Below are 18,658 nucleotides of genomic sequence, written 5' to 3' on the forward strand. Positions count from 1 at the left end.
CACATGGCCAAGCGCATCGACGTCAGCGGCCTCACCGCGTTCTACGGCTCCCACAAGGCCATCGAGGACATCTCGATGACCGTGGAGCCCCGCTCCGTGACGGCCTTCATCGGCCCCTCCGGCTGCGGCAAGTCCACTTTCCTGCGCACCCTCAACCGTATGCACGAGGTCACACCCGGCGGCCGGGTCGAGGGCAAGGTGATGCTGGACGACGAGAACCTCTACGCCTCCGGCGTGGACCCGGTCTCCGTCCGCCGTACGGTCGGCATGGTCTTCCAGCGGCCGAACCCGTTCCCGACCATGTCGATCTACGACAACGTCGCGGCCGGGCTCCGGCTCAACGCCTCGTACAAGAAGCGTGACCTGGACGCCGTCGTCGAGAAGTCCCTCAAGGGCGCCAACCTCTGGAACGAGGTCAAGGACCGCCTGAACAAGCCGGGCTCCGGTCTCTCCGGTGGTCAGCAGCAGCGGCTGTGCATCGCGCGCGCCATCGCGGTCGAGCCGCAGGTGCTGCTCATGGACGAGCCGTGCTCGGCGCTCGACCCGATCTCCACCCTCGCCATCGAGGACCTGATCGGCGAGCTGAAGGAGCGCTTCACGATCGTCATCGTGACGCACAACATGCAGCAGGCGGCCCGCGTCTCGGACCGTACGGCGTTCTTCAACCTGTCCGCGGTCGGTCAGCCGGGCAAGCTCATCGAGATCGACGAGACCGAGCGGATCTTCTCCAACCCGTCCGTCCAGGCGACCGAGGACTACATCTCGGGCCGGTTCGGCTGATCAGGCCCGCTGGGCTGCCGGACCGGCCCCCACCAGGCGCCCGGTCCGGCAGCCCAGCGCGGCACGAACGCCTCGCGAAGCGAGGAACGAAGAGCAGCCCTGCGGTGCTGCATGGCGGTGCCACCGCAAGGCGAGGGCCCGCCCCCTGGCTCCCGGGGGGCGGGCCCGTCCATGTGCTGCGCCACGCGTGCGCGGCCGCTGTCCGCCGCGTACGCCTGGCGGGGCGTGTACGGGGTGGTGCGTGCGGTGCGTACGTCCGGTCCTGGTGTCCCGGCGAGGCGCGTATCCGCGGGTCAGCCGAAGGCCAGGTTCACGATCCAGTAGCTGAGCGCGGCGACGGCCGCCGCCGCGGGCATCGTGATGAACCAGCCCATGATGATGTTCTTGGCCACGCCCCAGCGGACGGCCTTCACCCGCCGGGTCGCGCCGACACCCATGATCCCCGAGGTGATGACGTGGGTCGTCGAGATCGGGGCGTGGAACATGAAGGACGCCGTGTACATGATCGAGGCCGCGGTCGTCTCCGCCGCGAACCCCTGCGGCGGGTCCAGCTCGATGATGCGGCGCCCGAGCGTCCGCATGATGCGCCAGCCGCCCGCGTACGTTCCCAGCGACAGCATCAGCGCGCAGGAGATCTTCACCCAGACCGGGATGGCGTCGCCCTGCTCCTCGACACCGCCGATGACCAGGGCCATCACCACGATGCCCATCGTCTTCTGGGCGTCCTGGAGACCGTGGCCCAGCGCCATCGCCGCGGCCGAGACGGTTTGCGCGATGCGGAAGCCGCGCTTGGCCTTGTGCGGGTTGGACTTACGGAACATCCAGAGGATGCCGACCATCACGAGATAGCCGACGCCGAGCCCGATGACCGGCGACAGGAACATCGGGATGACGATCTTTTCCAGCACGCCCGTCCAGTAGACGGTGCTCGAACCCGCGAGCGCGGCTCCGACCATGCCGCCGAACAGCGCGTGGCTGGACGACGAGGGCAGGCCGTAGTACCAGGTGACCATGTTCCAGGTGATCGCGCCGACCAGCGCGGCGAACAAGATCATCATGCCTTGGTCGCCGGTGGGGGTGGAGATCAGCCCCTCGCTGACGGTCTTGGCGACGCCACTGCCGAGGAAGGCACCCGCGAGGTTCATCACCGCGGCCATCGCCAGCGCCGCGCGCGGGGTCAGCGCCCGGGTGGAGACCGAGGTCGCGATGGCGTTCGCGGAGTCGTGGAAGCCATTCGTGTACGTGAAGAAGAGCGCGACGCCAATGGTCACGACAAGCGCGAAGGTGTCCACCGGTGGTCAGGACTCCTTGACCGCGATGGTCTCGACCGTGTTGGCGACGTGCTCGAAGGCGTCGGCCGCCTCCTCCAGCACGTCCACGATCTGCTTGAGCTTGAGGACGTCCATCGCGTCGTACTTGCCGTTGAACAGTTGCGCGAGGAGCTTGCGGTGGATCTGGTCCGCCTGGTTCTCCAAGCGGTTGACCTCGATCCAGTACTCCGTCAGGTTCGTCATGGTGCGCAGGTTCGGCATGGCTTCCGCGGTCAGCTCGGCGGCCCGGGCCAGCACCTCGATCTGCTGCTCGACACCCTTGGGGAGCTCGTCGATCTGGTAGAGAACGACCAGGTCAACGGCCTCCTCCATAAAGTCCATGATGTCGTCGAGCGATGAGGCGAGCTTGTAGATGTCCTCGCGGTCGAACGGCGTGATGAACGAGGAGTTGAGCTGGTGGAAGATCGCGTGCGTCGCGTCGTCTCCAGCGTGCTCCGCCGCCCGCATCCGCTCGGCGATCTCGGCCCGAGCGGAGGAGTCCGCCCCGAGCAGTTCCATGAGGAGCTTGGAGCCGGTAACGATGTTGTCCGCGGATGCGGCGAACATGTCGTAGAAGCTCGTCTCCCTGGGGGTCAGACGAAAGCGCACTGGTGATCCTCTGGGTGCAGCGGATTCGGTCTCGTTGATGCTAGGCACAACATCCGGCCATGGCTAACCGGCATTCCAACAGTGTCGCCTATCGGGCAGAGTGCTTATTACGGGGCCGGGCCTCCTTCGGCGACGTTCGGTATCATGTACCCCGCAGGGGTATGCACGACCTCTACGGCTCTCAGTGCAACGGAAGGACGCCATGACGACGACGGCAGCCGACAGCGGGGCCGCCCACGGTGGCGACCAGCCTCCGGCCCCCAGCGACGCCCTGCCCGCCAGCGAGGCAGCCGAAACCGGCGAGGTCACGGCGGTGTCGAAGGACACCACCCGCGCGTCGGCCGGCGAGTCCGCCCCGAGCCGGGCGGCCGCCGCTTCCTGCGCCGGGCACGCGACACCCGAAGCGCCCGAAGGCGCCGCCGGTGCCGCGGAGGGCTCCCCGCCCGGGCCGCACGGCTACGCCAAACAACGGGACCAGCACCTCAAGCGACTGCGGCGGATCGAGGGCCAGGTCCGCGGCCTGCAGCGAATGGTCGACGAGGACGTCTACTGCATCGACATCCTCACCCAGGTCTCCGCGAGCACCAAGGCTCTGCAGTCCTTCGCTCTCCAGCTGCTCGAAGAGCACCTTCGGCACTGTGTCGCCGACGCCGCCGTACGGGGCGGCGAGGAGATCGACGCCAAGGTCGCCGAGGCCTCGGCCGCCATCGCCCGGCTGCTCCGCACCTGAGGCGGCCTTCCGGAGAGGCCTTCCGGAACCCTCCGCGAGCCGTCGGCGAGAGGGACGGACCGCACCGGACCGCAGGCCGCCCCCGCGCCCCGCGGTCAACCGCGTCCGGTGACCGATCCGCCCGGCCTCGGGGTTCCGGGCCGGGAGTCCTGACGCACCGGTCAGGTCACTCGTGGCCGAGATCGTGCCCTTGGTCCCGGCCTCGCGCGCAAGTGGCGCAATCCGATCGGTCAGTGGCGACCCGGAGTACCTCGTCGATACGGTCTGAACTCAGCCGTTCGTCGTCCACGCTTGACGCGGCGATCATCAAGTCACCGTAGAGATCGATCTCGATGAGGGCCAGATGGTCCGGAACCGACGACCCATGACGCGCAACCACGTGTCACCTCCTTCGAGCAGCAGCTTCCCAGCGTAGGGACGAGCACACACTCCGCGCATGGCACGGATGGGTCATTTCCATGGGCGACACGAGCTCGGAGAACCTAATTCTTCGGTGAACTGACCTTCCCCGCATAAATATCGGCGGGCTCGGGCAGCCGCAGCGCGACCGCCGCCCCGAACGCGTCCAGCTCGGTCGTCGATACGACCGTCTCCCGGTGCTGCCCGCCCGTGCCGTTGGTCATGGTGAACTGATGGCGGATCTTACGCAACCGTCCCTGCTCGTCAAGGAACGCGTCGAAGCGCACCTCATCCGTGGAGAACCCTTTCGCCGCGGCCCTCAGCACGCCACGCGCGTACGGAGCGGCAGCCGCGGCGGCGCTTCCCAGGTCCGCCGTCCCCTGGTAGTGGCTCAGCTCGTGCCCCTCGGATCTCTCCTGCCTGACCAGGCTCACCTCCTTGGTGCCGCGCAGGAGTTGGGCGGCGACGAGCGGGTCGGTGGCCCCGCCGGTGACGAGATTGCCGTCCGCCAGCGACACGCTGTCCACACGTACCCATTTGTCCGGCGGCACGCCCGCGCCACGGTTGTGCATGAACACCTCATCGGGGGCCAGGAGTTCGGTGATCGGCGCGTGCTCGTCGGCGCCCAGCGCGTCCTTCGGCAGCAGCACACGCAGCCGCCCCATCCGCTCGGCGAAGTCGTAGGCACCACTGCCCCGGATGGCCACCCGTGTACCGCCCGCCGAGGTCTCCACCCACGTCCGGACCCGCGAACTCCCCGCCCTCCTGAGCGCTTCCGCCGCCTCGGCCAGCTCCGCCGGAACCCGGCCGGGAGCCTGGCCGCCTTCCGTGCGCCCATCCCGGCCGCCGCCCCCGCCAAGACCGCCGCCCGCACCGGGACCACCGTCCCCGCCCCGGCCGCCGTCCCCCTGGCCGGCCGCGCCGGAGGCGTCGATGGCCCGTTCATCAGCGACATGCTCCTCGGCGACCCGGTCCTCGGTCGGCGTCTTCGCGGAACAGCCACCCATCGCCACCAGCCCGGCCACCAGGCCGCCGGCCATGACAGCGGCGACACCCCTCTTACGCCCGTGCTGCTGGACCACCATCGACCTCCGACCCCCTGGCCGTATTCACGCCGGGACCGCGCGTCGCGCCCGACACGGCGAGAGCCGGGTCGCCGGGACCGCGGTGAGACTTGCCTTGTCCAACGACCACCCCGGGGAGGCCGTCACGGGCCCGGTAGCGTGGGGGCGTGCTTGTTCCTGGCTCCGAAGAACACCAGATAACGACCGTGGACGTGGGAGCTTTCTGCCTCGCTCGCTGCTCCTGCGGCTGGGCGGGCCCGGCCCGCCGGGCCCGCTCGCGAGCCCGTACGGACGCGGAGGGCCACCACGCCGGCGCCCCCGCCGGAGGCATATCGGCCCCGGCCCCCCACAAACCCCCGACCTGAGCGACCGGCCTGGACCACCGGCCCAGCCCCGCTCACCCCGCTGCCCCGACCACCCCGCTGCCCCGCTGCCCCGCTGCCCCGCTCACCGCAGGCGCTGACGCGTACCGCGTAGCGCCGCGCGACGAGCCGTGGCAGCCGCCGCGCCGTCACCGGCACACCGCACCAGATGCCTACGTACCGCCCATCTCCCGCCATCTCCCTCCATCACATCACATCGTGGCTTCCCCTCGCGTCCCGCCCGTAGCGGCACCCGGACTTCCGGCGGAACCATGGTGCGCCGTACGCCCTCTGCCTAGGAGAGAGGCGTAACGAACGACGGAGGGCACGATGGACAGGCGCACACTCCTCGCAGCGGGCACTGGGCTGGCCGCGACGGCCGCGTGGGGCGTCGCGTGCAACGACGACACCGGCCACGCCGCACCCAAGGGCACGCCCGGCAGCCCCGCCAAGAGCCCCACCACCGGCCCGCCCCCGGCCACCACCTCCACCACGTCGGCCGCCGCCACCGCGGGCAAGCCGAAGCCCACCGACTGGACCGCACTGGGCAAGGGCTTGCAGGGCAGCCTGATACGCCCCGCCGACGCCGACTACGCCACGGCCCGGCAGCTCTACAACACCCGCTTCGACAACCAGCGCCCGGCGGCCATCGCCTACATCGGCAATACCACCGACATAGCGGAGTGCCTGGCCTTCGCCCGCCGCCACGGCACGCCCGTCGCCATCCGCAACGGCGGCCACAGCTACGCCGGTTACTCCAGCGGCAACGACCGCCTCGTCATCGACGTCTCGCGCCTCAAGACCATCCGTACCACCCCCGACGGCGCCCGGATCGGCGCGGGCGCCAAACTCATCGACGTCTACACCGAGCTCGGCGCGCACGGCGTCACCGTGCCGGGCGGCTCCTGCCCCACCGTCGGCATCTCGGGCCTGACCCTCGGCGGCGGCCACGGCGTCGTCTCCCGCGCCTACGGGCTCACCGCCGACAACCTCACCGGCGCGACCATCGTCACCGCCGACGGCAAGACACTCGACACGTCGACGACCCGCGAGGCCGATCTGTTCTGGGCGCTGCGCGGGGCGGGCAGCGGCAACTTCGGCGTCGTTACCGAGCTGCGCTTCCGTACCCACAAGGCGGCTGACGGCGTCACCGCGTACATGACCTGGCCGTGGTCGAAGGCGGCGGCCGTCCTGCGCGCCTGGGAGCAGTGGGGACCCGACCAGCCCGACGAGATCTGGTCGTCGGCCCACGTCTCCGCCGCGCCCGGCAGGACCCCGACCGTTTCGGTCAGCGCGTTCTCCCTCGGCACGTACGGGGATCTGCAGAACGCCGTGGACAAGCTCGCGGACAAGATAGGCGCCAGCGCCTCCAAGGTGATCCTGCGCCGCCGCGGCTACGTGGACACGATGCGGATGTACGCGGGCTGCGCCACCACCTCCACCGCCAAGTGCCACCTCCCGGGCAAGACCCCCGGCCGGAACACGGGCGGCGTACTCAAGCGCGAGACCTACGCGGCCCGCTCCGACTTCTTCGACCGCGCGCTGAACCAGGCGGGCGTCCGCGTCTTGCTCGACCAGGCGGAGCGCTACAGCCGCCGCACCAGCGGCGGCGGCGCCGTGAGCATCGCACTCACCGCGCTCGGCGGCGCCATCAACCGCGTGGCCCCGCTCTCCACCTCCTTCGTCCACCGCCGCTCGCGCGTCCTCACGCAGTACACGGCCTCCTGGCCGGCGGGCCGCTCCGGCGCGGCGCAGGTCTCATGGCTCGACGGCACCCACGCGGCGATGCGCAGGTACGCGTCCGGCGCGGCCTACCAGAACTACGCCGACGCGGGGCTGAAGGACTGGCGCAAGGCGTACTACGGCGACGCCGCGAACCGGCTCACCAAGCTGAAGAAGCGCTACGACCCGAACCGTCTCTTCAACTTCCCGCAGGCACTCTGAGGCCGGCCCCGGCCCCCGCCCGGCTCTGTTGGCCGGGCCGGGACCCGGCCAACACACCTGGCCACACAGTGGAGGGCGGCGCCTGACCGGCTGCCGCCCTCACTGCTCACCACTGCCCGCCGCTCTCACCACGGCCAGCCAACGGCTGCCGACGTGCTACGCCGCCAGGTCGCTGTCGCGACGCCCGCCACCGGTGCGCCCTCGCGGCTTGGTCAGCCCGGCCGAATCGCCGTTCGCACCACTCGCGCTGTCCGCGTCGTTCGTACCGTTCCCGCTGGACTCACCCGCCGCGACGCCCTCGTCCATCCGCTCGCGCCCGTCGGCCCCGTCCCTCACCGAGTCGGCGAGGGACGCGCTCCTGGACGGAGCCGGGCCTCCCACCAGCCAGCCAGCCCGCGATCCCTGGACCGCGGTGGACAGCGGGGTCAGCATCATCATCGCGAGTGGCGCCAGCAGCAGCGCGACGGCCGTGCCGAGGGCGAAGCCGCCGATCACGTCGGTCGGGTAGTGCACACCCATGTAGACCCGGCAGAAGCCTTCGAGCAGCGCGAGGATCAGCGCGGCCACACCGTACTTGCGGCTGACCATGAAGATGCCCACGCCGATCGCCGCCACCAGCGTCGCGTGGTCACTGACGAACGAGTAGTCGCTCTTGCCCGCCACCAGGACATCGAGCCCCTCATGGTCCACGAAGGGCCGGGGACGCTCCACGAAGCCGCGGATCGGGATGTTGGCCAGCAGAGCGATGCCCGCGGCGAGCGGTGCCCACACCAGCCCGGCGACCGCGCTCGGCGCGTCAGGCCGCTTGCGGGCACTGCGCCAGGCACCGAACAGCACGACGACGAGTCCGATGATGATGCCGAATTCGCCGACGAACTCCATGACGCGGTCGCACCAGTGCGGCGCGTCCTGAGCTAGGCCATTGATGTCGTAGAGCAGGCTGACATCGGGGTTCGACCCTTCCCTTAGCTCCGCCAGGGGGGACCCCAGTGAGAGTCCAGCCATGTGCCGCGGCCCCTTATCTCTTGCCTGTCATGCACGTAGCTGCATGCAGTCGACTGTCCCCCGCGGTCCATAAACCGAGTGTGCTGCTATTCCACTCGAAGGAAACGCCCAGCCCGGCTCCGGCGTTCCGTTCGCTATCCAACGATCACCAGGACGTTACCGAAGGGTGACCCATCGTCGCAGCTCAGAAAGCGGTCTTCACAGAAGGTTTACGCCACGTTACCCACACGGCGACCGTCAAGATCATCTTCCGGGTCCGGTGCCGATCTCGTCCAGCGATGGGGGAAACCCCGCGCTAGGCCGCCCGCTCCCGAGGGGAGGGCAGCGCTTTTGCGCCATCTTCGGTGACGCGGGTCGCCCCGATGTAGTCCGGCGTATCGATGTCGTCGAACCTGATGACCGCACCCGTACGAGGCGCATTGATCATCTTGCCGCCCCCCACATAGATGCCGACGTGGTGGATGGAGCGCGGGTCCTTCAGGTCGTAGGCGAAGAACACCAGGTCACCCGGCTGCAACTCGTCCCGCTTGGGGTGCGGCCCGGCATTCCACTGGTCATTGGCGACGCGGGGCAGCTCGATGCCGACGGACTCGTAGGCGGCCTTCGTCAGCCCGGAGCAGTCGAAGCGCCCGCCATGCTCCGGCGTGCCGTTGCCGCCCCAGAGGTACAGCTTGCCCAGCTGCTTCTGCGCGAAGTAGATCGCCGCGGACGCCTGCTGCGAGGTCGCCACCTGCTGGGTCGGCGCCTCGAAGCTCTTGGCCAGCGTGGTGATCCGCTTCACGTAGTTACGGGTCTCGTTGTACGGCGGCACCCCGGAGTACTTGATCACCGCGTACGAGCCCGCGTTGTACGAGGCGAGCATGTTGTGGGTCGCGTCACCGGGGACGTTCTTCACGTACTTCGCCAGCGAGCAGTCGTACGAGGCCGCGGACGGGATCGCGTCAGCCGGGTCCCAGATGTCCCGGTCCCCGTCCTTGTCCCCGTCCACCCCGTGCGCGGCCCAGGTGCCGGGGATGAACTGCGCTATCCCCCGCGCGTTGGCCGGGCTCTGCGCCTTCGGGTTCCAGCCGCTCTCCTGGTACAGCTGCGCGGCGAGCAGCGCCGGGTTGATCTCGGGGCAGAGGTTGCCCCAGCTCTGGACCAGCTGCTGGTACTCGGCGGGCACGGCGCCGTCGGCCAGCCCGCCGGACTTCCCCGACCCACCGTTCGCGGCGTTCCCCGCGATCATGTACGTCCCCAGGACGAGAAGCGCCACAAAGGAAAAGGACAGCCCCACACCGACACTGACACCCAGCCAGACCTTTCGCACCCGGCAATCCTCCCCCATCCAACCGCCGTATGGACGCGATTCGCACCGTACGGCGGAGCCGACGCCTTGGCGAGGGCGCATGCCCAGCGCACGGCCCCACGCGGGGCCCCGGGCACGCTCGACCCAGCGGGCCCGCGAACGGCTGGACGGCGCCTGACGCCCCCTCCCGGCGGCGTAAAGTCCACCGTAGCGACCACGCAGCCACCCCCGTCCGCGCACTCCGGCCCCCGCCGGCCGCACCCCGAACGTATCCTCCGACTCCCACGCACCGTCAGCAACGCCCCGCACACACCCACACACCCACGCCGCGGACACCGGCCCACTCGCACAGCACGGGCGCACACGCGCCACACGACAAGGGCACCCACGCACCACGGGCACCCACGCACCACCACCTCACCCATCTCACACGCGCGAAGGACCACGTGATGGAGCAGCTCGACTGGCAGCGGGCCGTACCGGACGACGACGACGAGACCACCGAGTACCTCGAAGTGGCAGCGGGAGCCGACGGCCTGATCTACATGCGGGAAAGCCGCGACCCGGACAAGGTGGTCGTCACGACCCAGGCGAAGTGGGACGCGTTCGTCAAAGGCGTCAAGGCCGGAGAATTCGACGACTTCGTGGAGTGAGCGCGGCGCACGGGAGCATGCCGGGCCGCCCCAGCCGGGCGAAACGCGCCTCCGGCGCACGCCCCATCCCAGCGGACACCGGCCCCGCCCCCGTACGCCGCCCGTCCCTCCGCGCGTCGTTGCCGGGCGTCACGACACGTGATACACAGAGTAACGATAAGCAGTTTTGCTGACACTCCGTCCGACCATCTTTGTGCGCTTTTCGCGCAGGTCAGAGCAACGAGGCTCGAAACCTGTTCGAGATCCACCAAGAAATGCCGCCAAATCGACATGCGACGGCGGCATCTTCGGAGAAGATAGAGACTGGCCCGTGCCGAGCGGCGCGGGAACACAATTACCCATAAGGGGCGGTGAGTTCACATGTACTTGGCAGCCGAAAAAGGCGATATCACCACCATCATCGGCGGAATCGCCCCCGACTGGGGGCCTTTCGGGAGCCTGGGCAACGAAGCGCGCATCATGATCGAGGTCGTGATGGCGGTCTCCATCCTGCTCTGCCTGGGCATCGCGATCTGGGGCGCGGCGAAGCAGCGAATCGGTGCGACCGCGCTGCGCGACACCTTCAGCGCGGAACAGGGCAAGGGCCTGATCGTGGCGGGCCTGACCGGCGTGTTCATCATCGGCTCGCTAGGCACCCTGTTCACCATCGTCTACGGCATGGCTGTCTAAGCGAGTCGCACTCTGCGGGCACCTCCCACGTCGCCCGCGTGAACACCTCGTACGAGCCGGCACACGGGCCGTACGAGACCCGGCCCCCGCACCTCGTCCCCGCTTCCCCTCCCAGACCAGCCCCCTTCGGCTCGTCCCCGCTCCCTCCCCCATGAGGCCGCAAGCTGATGCCCACCCACCCAGGCCGCCCGGACCGCAGCCCGCGCTCCGCCAGCCCGGGTGGGGCTGGCGACAGCCGCCCCACGTCGCCACTTCGGACCTCCCACCTCCCGCCCGGTCAACCTGCTGAGGTTGTGTCAGCTTGATGTGCACTCACGCCACCGCCCCCGCTTCACAGTCCGCGCCGCTACCGTCTTACGGGGGCGACACGAGAGCGACGGCGGTCGAGATGATGGTTCACGAAGCAGCGACTCACGCAGCAGCGACCCACCCAGCGGTGCGGCACAGAGCGGCCAGGGCCGCGGCCGCGGTGGCGTCTGCACCTCTGGCTGTGGCTGTGTCTCTGGCTGTGCCTGTGTCTCTGGCTGCGGGTGTGGCTGCGTCTGTGGCTGTGGCCGTGGCTGAAGGGGCGGGCGCGCGATGAGCCCCGGCGGCGACGACCACTACGGGGACTACGGTCCCTCCGACCCCGACCGCCGCGACGGCCAGCTGACCCGCACCCGGCTTCCGGACGGCGACGGCGACTCCTTCGGCAACGGCCGCCGGGGCGGTCGCTCCGGCCGCCCGTCCACCAAGCCGAGCCGCAACGTGATCACCGTGGTCACCGTGGTGGTGCTGCTGATCGCCGCCATCGCCTTCGCCAACCGGGGAGGCGGCGGCGGCTCGGGCAGCGACGGCGGCGGCTCGGGCGACGGCAAGGACAACCAGGCCCAGCCCACGGCCCCCACCGGCGAACGCCCGGTCAGCGGCAAGAACGGCTCAACCAGCATCGCCCAGGGCTTCGCCAGGTCCCAGCAGGGCGCGGAGAGCGCCGCGGCGAACTACGCGGTGGCGCTGGGGTCGGTCGAGATGGTCAACCAGTCAAGGCGGCACGAGATCTTGCCGCAGATCTTCGTGGCTGACGCGGTGGCCGGGCTTCAGCGCAAGTTGGACAAGGCCTACTCGACCAAATTCCTGGCCAAGGTGGGTCTGGACAAAGAGGGCAACGCCGCAGACGGGCTGACGTACGTGTCGCGTACCGCCCCCATCGGAACGAAGGCCACGCAGTACGGAGAAGACAACGCGACAGTCGAAGTCTGGTGCACCGGTGTATTCGGGACGGCTGGCGAGGGCTCGACCAACCCAGTGACGAACGACTGGTTCACCATGACGCTCCAGCTCCGCTGGGTCGACAAGGACTGGAAGGCCGAAAGCTTCTCCCAGAAGGAAGGCCCTGCGCCAGTCAACAGTGACCGCGCAGCCTCCACTGCCGACGAGATTTCCAAGGCAGTCGAGCAGTACGGAGGATTTACCTATGCCCGGTAGTCCGCGCCGCCGCGCCCTCACGTTCGCCGGTATGGCGGTGGGTGTTCAGGCTGCCGCCGTACTCCTGCCCCAGCAAGCGGCCGCCGCGCCCTCGCCGACGCCATCGCCAAGCGACGGCGACTGTGAGGGCTTGGTCGGCCAGCTCAAGGAATACTGCGAAAAGAACAGCGACGGGGGTGGCTCATCAGGTGGCCCACCCGACCCCACCACCCCCCTGGACCCCGCCGCCTCCCTCGCCCGTGCCTGTGCCGATGCCGCCTCCTGGCTGGTCGGGAAGTTGTCGGATCTCGTCAAAGAGACCGCGGCCGTCGACTTCACCAACGAGACGTTCCTCCGCCAGTACGCCGTCGTCTTCGCCGCCTCCACCATCCTGACCCTCCTCCTGTGGCTGCTCGCCGTCACCAAGCGGGCCATCCGCGGGGTGCCGTTCACCGAGGCGATCACCGAGGCCATCGGGTTCCTCTGGCTGACGGTCCTGGCCTCGGCCTTCACGCCGCTGATCCTCTATACCGTCGTGTCGGCCACGGACGCCGTCACCGAGGTCATCGCCTCCGGTACGGGTGCGGACAACGACGCCTTCTTCGGCTCGTTCGCCGAGGCGCTCAAGAAGGACGAGGACATCGGCGGCGGGCCGATCATGCTCATCGTCGTGTCCCTGGTGACGATCCTCGCCGCCGGTGTGCTCTGCCTTGAGCTCGTGATCCGGGCCGCCCTGCTCTACGTGGGCGCGCTGCTCGGCACCGCCGTCTACGCGGGCCTGGTGGACAAGAACATGTGGGGCCACGTGCGCCGCTGGGCAGGGATCATGATCGCGGTGATCCTGGTCAAGCCGGTGATCGTGATCGTGCTCGGGCTGGCCGGAGCGCTGTCCGCCTCCGAGGAGGGACCCGACGCGTTCTCGGCCGTCGTGTCCGGCCTGTCGATCATCATCCTCGCCATCTTCGCCAGTGCGATGATCTACCGCTTCGTGCCCGGCTTCGGTGACGAGATCATCAGCAGCCGCAACGCCAGCAACGACGTCGCCTCCCGGCAGGCCGCCGCCGTCATCAGCTCTCCCGCCGCGCTCGTCAAGCAGGGCATGAGCGCGCACAGCAACCGCGCCTCCGGCGGCGCGGGCGCCGGTGGCGGAGGCGGAGGCGGCGACGCCGGTTCCGGCAGCGCCCAGCCGCGCCCCGCGAACCCCGTCTCCGGCGGTGTCGCCGCCCACAGCACCCGGGCGGGCAGCGGCGGCGGAGCCGAGAGCGGCAACGGCCGGGCAGCCGCCCCCGCGCCCCGCACCCAGAAGCGCACCAACAGCAACACCAGCAATACCAGCAACAACTCGGGAGGTGACCGGCGTTGACGATGGAGGCCCAGTCCCACCCCCTCGCGCCCCGCCGTACGTATCTGATCGGCCGGGCCCGCCCGAACGCGATCGTCGGCAAGAACCGCGAGACCGGCGAGATCGCGCTGATCATCGGCGGCGCGTTCATCGGCATGATGTGCGGCCTGCTCGTGCCCGTACTGACGGTGCGTATCGTCACGCTGATGGGCTTCCCGATGCTGGCCCTGGCCGCCGTGTACGTCCCGTACAAGGGCCGTACCTTCTACAAGTGGTTCGAGATCAACCGCTCGTACCGGCGCATCGTCCGGCGCGGCGCCAGCTATCGCTCATCCGCCGCCGAAGCGGGGGTCCAGCTGGACGGCCGCGAGGTGGAGGTCGGCCCGCCACCCGGCATCGGCCACATCAACTGGCTCGCCGCGCCCTTCGGCCCCGACGAGATCGCCGTCCTGCTGCACGCCGACCGCCGCACCGTCACCGCCGCCATCGAGATCGAGGGCCCCGGCGTCGGGCTGCGGGACAGCGAGGACCAGGAGGCGCTGGTCGACCGGTTCGGGACGCTGCTCAAGCATGTCGCCAACGGCGACGGCTTCGTGACCCGGTTGCAGATACTGGCTCGTACGCTGCCCGCCGACCCCGACGCGCACGCCAAGGACGTCGAACGGCGCGGCGCCAAGAACTCCCCCGAGTGGCTCAAGGAGTCCTACGAGCAACTCCAGTCGATGGTCTCCACGTCCTCCGAGCAGCATCGCGCCTACCTCGTGGCCTGCATGCACTTCACCCGTGAGCTGTCCGCCGAGGCCCAGGCCATGGCCCGCGCCACCCGGCACAGCGGCAAGCGCATCGACCGCGACGCCGGCCTCGCCGTCGTCATGGCACGCGAGCTGACCGACATCTGCGCCCGGCTCGCCGAGGCCGACATCCGGGTCCGCCAGCCACTCGGCCAGGGCCGCCTGGCCTCGCTGGTGCACTCGATGTACGACCCGGACCACCCCATCGACCACATCCAGGCGATGACGAAGCGGAACACCTGGCCCGCCGAGCTTGACGCCATGGAGCCCACCTACCTCCAGGCCAAGACCCGGGAGTCCTCCACCCGCGCCCCCTGGTGCCACGCCACCGCGTGGGTCAAGGAGTGGCCGATGACACCCGTCGGGGTGAACTTCCTGGCCCCGCTCCTCGTCCACACCCCCGACGTGATCCGTACCGTCGCCGTCTGCATGGACCTGGAACCCACCGAGCTCGCCATCGAGCGGATGCTGACGGAGAAGACGAACGACGAGGCGGAGGCCAGCCGCGCCGCCAAGATGAACCGCACCGTCGACCCGCGCGACATCGCCGCCCACGGCCGCCTCGACCAGCGCGGCGAGGACCTGGCGAGCGGCGCGGCCGGCGTGAACCTCGTCGGGTACATCACGGTCTCCTCCCGCTCCCCCGAGGCGCTCGCCCGCGACAAGCGCACCATCCGCGCGTCGGCGGGCAAGAGCTACCTGAAGCTGGAATGGTGCGACCGTGAACACCACCGGGCCTTTGTGAACACCTTGCCGTTCGCGACCGGCATCCGACGATAGGGGCTCTGCCGTGGTCGACCCGATTGGCGTCGTCACCGACGCGTTCACCAGTTTCCTGTTCGGCAAGGTCGAGACGACACGGCTGCCGGTCCGTACGTCCACGGGGCAGGCGCAAGCCGTCTACCTGCCCACCGCCGCCCCCGGCCTCGGCGACTCGGGCGTCATCATCGGGCGCGAGGTGTACTCGGGCAAGGGCTACATCTACGACCCCTTCCAGCTCTACGGACAGCAGCTGCCCGCTCCGCACTGGCTCGTGCTCGGCGAGTCCGGCAACGGCAAGTCCGCGCTGGAGAAGACCTACGTACTGCGCCAGCTGCGCTTCCGCGACCGGCAGGTCGTGGTCCTCGACGCGCAGGGCGAGGACGGCGTCGGCGAGTGGAACCTCATCGCGCAGGAGCTGGGGATAACCCCCATCCGGCTCGACCCGATGGCCGCCCTCAACGACGGCATCCGGCTCAACCCGCTCGACCCGTCGATCACCACGACCGGTCAGCTCGCCCTGCTGCGCACCATCATCGAGGTCGCGATGGGACACGGCTTGGACGAGCGGTCCGGCTTCGCGCTCAAGGTCGCCCACGCGTACGTCAACGAGACGATCACCGACCGGCAGCCCGTGCTGACCGACATCGTCGAACAACTGCGGCACCCCGAGCCGGAGTCGGCTGAGTCGATGAATGTCGACATAGACGACGTACGCGCCTGGGGCCTCGACGTCGCCCTCGTTCTCGACCGGCTCGTCGACGGCGACCTGCGCGGCATGTTCGACGGACCGACCACGGTCGGCATCGACCTGGACGCGCCGCTCATCGTCTTCGACCTGTCCCACATCGACCGGAACTCGATCGCGATGCCGATCCTGATGGCGATCGTGGGCGTCTGGCTCGAACATACCTGGATCAGGCCGGACCGGAAGAAGCGCATCTTCCTGGTCGAAGAGGCCTGGCACATCATCAACTCGCCCTTCGTCGCCCAGCTCTTCCAGCGGCTGCTGAAGTTCGGACGCCGCCTCGGCCTGTCCTTCGTCGCCGTCGTCCACCACCTCTCCGACGTGGTGGACGGCTCGGCCGCCCGCGAGGCCGCGGCCATCCTCAAGATGGCCTCGACCCGCACCATCTACGCCCAGAAGGCGGACGAGGCCCGCGCCACGGGACGCGTCCTCGGGCTGCCCCGCTGGGCCGTCGAGATCATTCCGACGCTCACCCCCGGCATCGCCGTCTGGGATGTCAACGGCAACGTACAAGTCGTCAAACACCTGATCACCGAGGCCGAACGCCCCCTCGTCTACACCGACCGCGCGATGACGGAGGACTCGCTGGTCTCCGAGATGACAGCGGAAGCCGAGGCCGAAGCGGAGGCCCGCGCGGCCGCCGCCGTCGAGCAGCGGCTGGCGGATGAGGCGTACGAGGACGCGTACGGGCGCTACGGCCCCTACGCGCCCTACGGCCCACCACCGTCCGACACCTCCTCCGAGTCCACGGTGGCCTGAGGCGATGGCGGACCCGAAGCGCGACCGCGCCCCGGAACGCGGCATACCGGACGCCCTGCTCATCGGTTCGCTGCTCTTCCTCATCGGCCTGACCCTGCTCGCGTGGACGGCGACGGGTCTCGCCGCGCTGTTCGCCCACGGCGCCTGGCCGGAGAACGTCGCCTTCGTGCGCACTCCCCTCGCCATGCGCCACCTGGTGGAACAGCCCGACAACCTGGCGACGGCCTGGCCGGAGACGCCAAAGGAGCAGCTGTCGGGCTACGGCCTGTTCTGGGGCATCTTCATCAGCGAGCTGCTGGTCCTGCTCGTCGTGACGATCTTCATCATCGGCACCGTCGCCCGCTACCGCCTCGTACGGGCCCGCCGTCTGACCGCCCTCCGCGAGGCAGCGGCAGAGCGCCACACCGAAGACACCCGCGAGCAGGCCCAGAGCCCATCCCCGGACCGCACACCACCCCAGCAGGCGGCTCCACCGCCCCGAACACCAGACCCCTCCCACACGCCAGCCCCAACGGCCACCCCAACCCCCGGCACGGGCATGAACGCGGGCATGAGCGCGGGCGCTCAGGGCCTGAGATCCAGCGAGCCCCACCGCGGTGACAGTCGCGGTGACAGCCCGGCAGCGGCCATCCCCCTCGCGTACGGCACACAGAAAGCGCCTGGCACCCCGGGAACACCGGAAACACCGGAAACACCGGGAACGCCAGGGACACCGACCGGAGGCGGCAGCGGCGTCTTCCTCCCGCTGCACGGCACTGGGGGCAACGGCTGGTCCGGCGGCGGGTCCACTGAACCGCCGCGTGTCCTCTACGGCGATGCCACCACCCGTCAGGAAGCGGCGACCCGCGCGATCCTGGAGGCGGCCGGTCCTGTCCTGGTCACCACCAGCGAACCGGCCTTGTGGTCCGGGACCAAGGACACCCGCGCCAAGCTCGGCCCCGTGCACGCCTTCGACCCTGGCCACCTCCTGGACACCCCCGCCCGCCTCCGGTGGAACCCCGCCAGCGGCTGCGAGTCCCGCGAGGTCGCCGCCGCCCGGGCAGCCGCGCTCCTCGCACCCGTACGCCCGGCCTCGGCGATGGACTCCGCGACGGCTGAAGCCGCGGAGACCTTGCTGCGCTGCTGGCTGCATGCCGCCGCCATCGACGGCCGCCCCTTCCGGCAGGTCCACCGCTGGGCCCAGGGCAGCTCGGCCCATGAACCGGTACGCATCCTTCGTACGAGCCCCAAGGCGACGAGCGGCACCGCGGGCGAGCTGGAGGCCACGCTGACCGCGCATCCCGAACGCCGGGACATGGCCCAGGAACTGACGGTCCGCGCTCTCGCGACGCTCTCCTCGATCCATATCAGAGACGCGTGCAACCCCAATCGGGCCGATGCGCTGGCGCTGGAGTCATTCATCGCCGAGGGGGGAACGCTGTACGTGGTTGGGGAATCGCTGGAGAATCCGCGAACCCAGCCGGGTGCGATGCCTCTGGTGACCGCACTCGTCGCAAGCGTGGTCGAGCTCGGCCGCCGCATGGCCGAACGGTCATCCGCCGGCCGGCTCGACCCACCACTCACCCTGGTCCTCGACGACATCGCCGCCGTGGCCCCTTTCCCTGCCCTCCCCGAGCTGGTCGGCGAAGGGGCCGCCCAGGGCCTCCCCACGCTGGCGCTGATGCGCTCACCGGAACAGGCCCGAGCCCGCTGGCCCCGGACCCACGGCAGCCTGGTCGGCTGAGCCGTTCCCGGCGGAACGTGCTGGGGAGGGGAGCCCCTGTCCGTGCGTCGCAGAGTGCGGGTGCGTTGTGGCTGGTCGCGCGGTTCCCCGCGCCCCTGGCCCTGGCACACCCCTTCGCTGTGCCAGGGCCACTGACGAAGACGACCGACCCGACGGGCCCGGTTTCGAACCGACCGGCAAACGCAAGAAAGCCCTGTCGGGGGCCCCGAAAGGGGCTGCCCGACAGGGCTTTTGCAATGATTGTTCGGCGGCGTCCTACTCTCCCACAGGGTCCCCCCTG

16 protein-coding genes are annotated in these 18,658 nt (G+C 69.8%); 10 read left to right on the plus strand and 6 right to left on the minus strand.

The window, feature by feature from the left end:
* Nucleotides 1-3: 3 nt before the first annotated feature.
* Complete coding sequence (gene pstB, locus AC5P1B_RS10980; protein ID WP_493886562.1) at nt 4-780, plus strand: phosphate ABC transporter ATP-binding protein PstB; 777 nt, start codon at nt 4-6, stop codon at nt 778-780.
* Between the two features lie 293 nt (nt 781-1,073).
* Here pstB and AC5P1B_RS10985 read toward each other — a convergent pair whose 3' ends face one another.
* Nucleotides 1,074-2,072 carry an inorganic phosphate transporter gene (locus AC5P1B_RS10985; RefSeq protein WP_493886563.1) on the minus strand — a complete coding sequence of 333 codons (999 nt, stop codon included), beginning with the start codon at nt 2,070-2,072 and terminating at the stop codon, nt 1,074-1,076.
* A 6-nt stretch (nt 2,073-2,078) separates the two neighbouring features.
* Nucleotides 2,079-2,699 carry a DUF47 domain-containing protein gene (locus tag AC5P1B_RS10990; RefSeq protein ID WP_493886564.1) on the minus strand — a complete coding sequence of 207 codons (621 nt, stop codon included), beginning with the start codon at nt 2,697-2,699 and terminating at the stop codon, nt 2,079-2,081.
* Nucleotides 2,700-3,012: 313 nt separating this feature from the next.
* Between AC5P1B_RS10990 and AC5P1B_RS10995 the strand changes: the two genes are divergently transcribed.
* A complete protein-coding gene (locus tag AC5P1B_RS10995; RefSeq protein WP_493886624.1) occupies nt 3,013-3,429 on the plus strand; it encodes a metal-sensitive transcriptional regulator in 417 nt (138 codons plus the stop codon).
* Between the two features lie 166 nt (nt 3,430-3,595).
* On the opposite strand, the gene AC5P1B_RS11000 is transcribed toward AC5P1B_RS10995, so the two are convergent.
* Both AC5P1B_RS11000 and AC5P1B_RS11005 read right to left on the minus strand, forming a co-directional pair.
* Entirely contained in the window at nt 3,596-3,808 is a 213-nt protein-coding gene (locus AC5P1B_RS11000) for a hypothetical protein (protein ID WP_493886565.1), read from the minus strand.
* Between the two features lie 103 nt (nt 3,809-3,911).
* Nucleotides 3,912-4,913 carry a hypothetical protein gene (locus AC5P1B_RS11005; RefSeq protein ID WP_493886566.1) on the minus strand — a complete coding sequence of 334 codons (1,002 nt, stop codon included), beginning with the start codon at nt 4,911-4,913 and terminating at the stop codon, nt 3,912-3,914.
* A gap of 671 nt (nt 4,914-5,584) precedes the next feature.
* Here AC5P1B_RS11005 and AC5P1B_RS11010 point away from each other — a divergent pair.
* The gene (locus AC5P1B_RS11010) at nt 5,585-7,198 is read left to right on the plus strand and encodes an FAD-binding oxidoreductase (RefSeq protein WP_493886567.1); all 1,614 of its coding nucleotides are present in this window, start codon (nt 5,585-5,587) and stop codon (nt 7,196-7,198) included.
* 156 nt (nt 7,199-7,354) lie between these two features.
* On the opposite strand, the gene AC5P1B_RS11015 is transcribed toward AC5P1B_RS11010, so the two are convergent.
* Nucleotides 7,355-8,203 carry a phosphatase PAP2 family protein gene (locus AC5P1B_RS11015; protein ID WP_493886568.1) on the minus strand — a complete coding sequence of 283 codons (849 nt, stop codon included), beginning with the start codon at nt 8,201-8,203 and terminating at the stop codon, nt 7,355-7,357.
* Nucleotides 8,204-8,498: 295 nt separating this feature from the next.
* On the minus strand, nt 8,499-9,530 hold the full coding sequence (locus tag AC5P1B_RS11020) for a bifunctional lytic transglycosylase/C40 family peptidase (protein ID WP_493886569.1): 1,032 nt from the start codon (nt 9,528-9,530) through the stop codon (nt 8,499-8,501).
* 410 nt (nt 9,531-9,940) lie between these two features.
* Here AC5P1B_RS11020 and AC5P1B_RS11025 point away from each other — a divergent pair, with 410 nt between their 5' ends.
* The 7 genes from AC5P1B_RS11025 to AC5P1B_RS11055 all read left to right on the plus strand — a co-directional run bounded on the left by AC5P1B_RS11025 (nt 9,941) and on the right by AC5P1B_RS11055 (nt 18,378).
* Complete coding sequence (locus tag AC5P1B_RS11025) at nt 9,941-10,144, plus strand: DUF397 domain-containing protein (RefSeq protein WP_493886570.1); 204 nt, start codon at nt 9,941-9,943, stop codon at nt 10,142-10,144.
* A 360-nt stretch (nt 10,145-10,504) separates the two neighbouring features.
* Nucleotides 10,505-10,813, plus strand: a complete 309-nt coding sequence (locus AC5P1B_RS11030; protein WP_176162433.1) for a DUF8827 family protein — start codon at nt 10,505-10,507, stop codon at nt 10,811-10,813.
* A gap of 579 nt (nt 10,814-11,392) precedes the next feature.
* Nucleotides 11,393-12,277, plus strand: a complete 885-nt coding sequence (locus AC5P1B_RS11035; RefSeq protein ID WP_493886571.1) for a DUF8175 domain-containg protein — start codon at nt 11,393-11,395, stop codon at nt 12,275-12,277.
* Complete coding sequence (locus AC5P1B_RS11040) at nt 12,267-13,619, plus strand: hypothetical protein (protein ID WP_493886572.1); 1,353 nt, start codon at nt 12,267-12,269, stop codon at nt 13,617-13,619. The genes AC5P1B_RS11035 and AC5P1B_RS11040 overlap by 11 nt, the downstream gene beginning before the upstream one ends.
* A 2-nt stretch (nt 13,620-13,621) precedes the next feature.
* Entirely contained in the window at nt 13,622-15,169 is a 1,548-nt protein-coding gene (locus AC5P1B_RS11045; protein ID WP_493886626.1) for an SCO6880 family protein, read from the plus strand.
* Between the two features lie 10 nt (nt 15,170-15,179).
* Nucleotides 15,180-16,655, plus strand: coding sequence for an ATP-binding protein (locus AC5P1B_RS11050; protein ID WP_493886573.1), 1,476 nt, complete (start codon nt 15,180-15,182; stop codon nt 16,653-16,655).
* Between the two features lie 4 nt (nt 16,656-16,659).
* Nucleotides 16,660-18,378, plus strand: coding sequence for a P-loop NTPase family protein (locus AC5P1B_RS11055; protein ID WP_493886574.1), 1,719 nt, complete (start codon nt 16,660-16,662; stop codon nt 18,376-18,378).
* Nucleotides 18,379-18,658: the final 280 nt, after the last annotated feature.

The organism is Streptomyces sp. A01, from assembly GCF_059026195.1.

Coding starts and splice junctions, on each gene's coding strand:
- AC5P1B_RS11045 (WP_493886626.1), top strand. CDS start 13,622: ATGGAGGCCCAGTCCCACCCCCTCGCGCCCCGCCGTACGTATCTGATC.
- AC5P1B_RS11035 (WP_493886571.1), top strand. CDS start 11,393: ATGAGCCCCGGCGGCGACGACCACTACGGGGACTACGGTCCCTCCGAC.
- AC5P1B_RS11020 (WP_493886569.1), bottom strand. CDS start 9,530: ATGGGGGAGGATTGCCGGGTGCGAAAGGTCTGGCTGGGTGTCAGTGTC.
- pstB (WP_493886562.1), top strand. CDS start 4: ATGGCCAAGCGCATCGACGTCAGCGGCCTCACCGCGTTCTACGGCTCC.
- AC5P1B_RS11005 (WP_493886566.1), bottom strand. CDS start 4,913: ATGGTGGTCCAGCAGCACGGGCGTAAGAGGGGTGTCGCCGCTGTCATG.
- AC5P1B_RS11030 (WP_176162433.1), top strand. CDS start 10,505: ATGTACTTGGCAGCCGAAAAAGGCGATATCACCACCATCATCGGCGGA.
- AC5P1B_RS11025 (WP_493886570.1), top strand. CDS start 9,941: ATGGAGCAGCTCGACTGGCAGCGGGCCGTACCGGACGACGACGACGAG.
- AC5P1B_RS11010 (WP_493886567.1), top strand. CDS start 5,585: ATGGACAGGCGCACACTCCTCGCAGCGGGCACTGGGCTGGCCGCGACG.
- AC5P1B_RS11015 (WP_493886568.1), bottom strand. CDS start 8,203: ATGGCTGGACTCTCACTGGGGTCCCCCCTGGCGGAGCTAAGGGAAGGG.
- AC5P1B_RS11040 (WP_493886572.1), top strand. CDS start 12,267: ATGCCCGGTAGTCCGCGCCGCCGCGCCCTCACGTTCGCCGGTATGGCG.
- AC5P1B_RS11055 (WP_493886574.1), top strand. CDS start 16,660: ATGGCGGACCCGAAGCGCGACCGCGCCCCGGAACGCGGCATACCGGAC.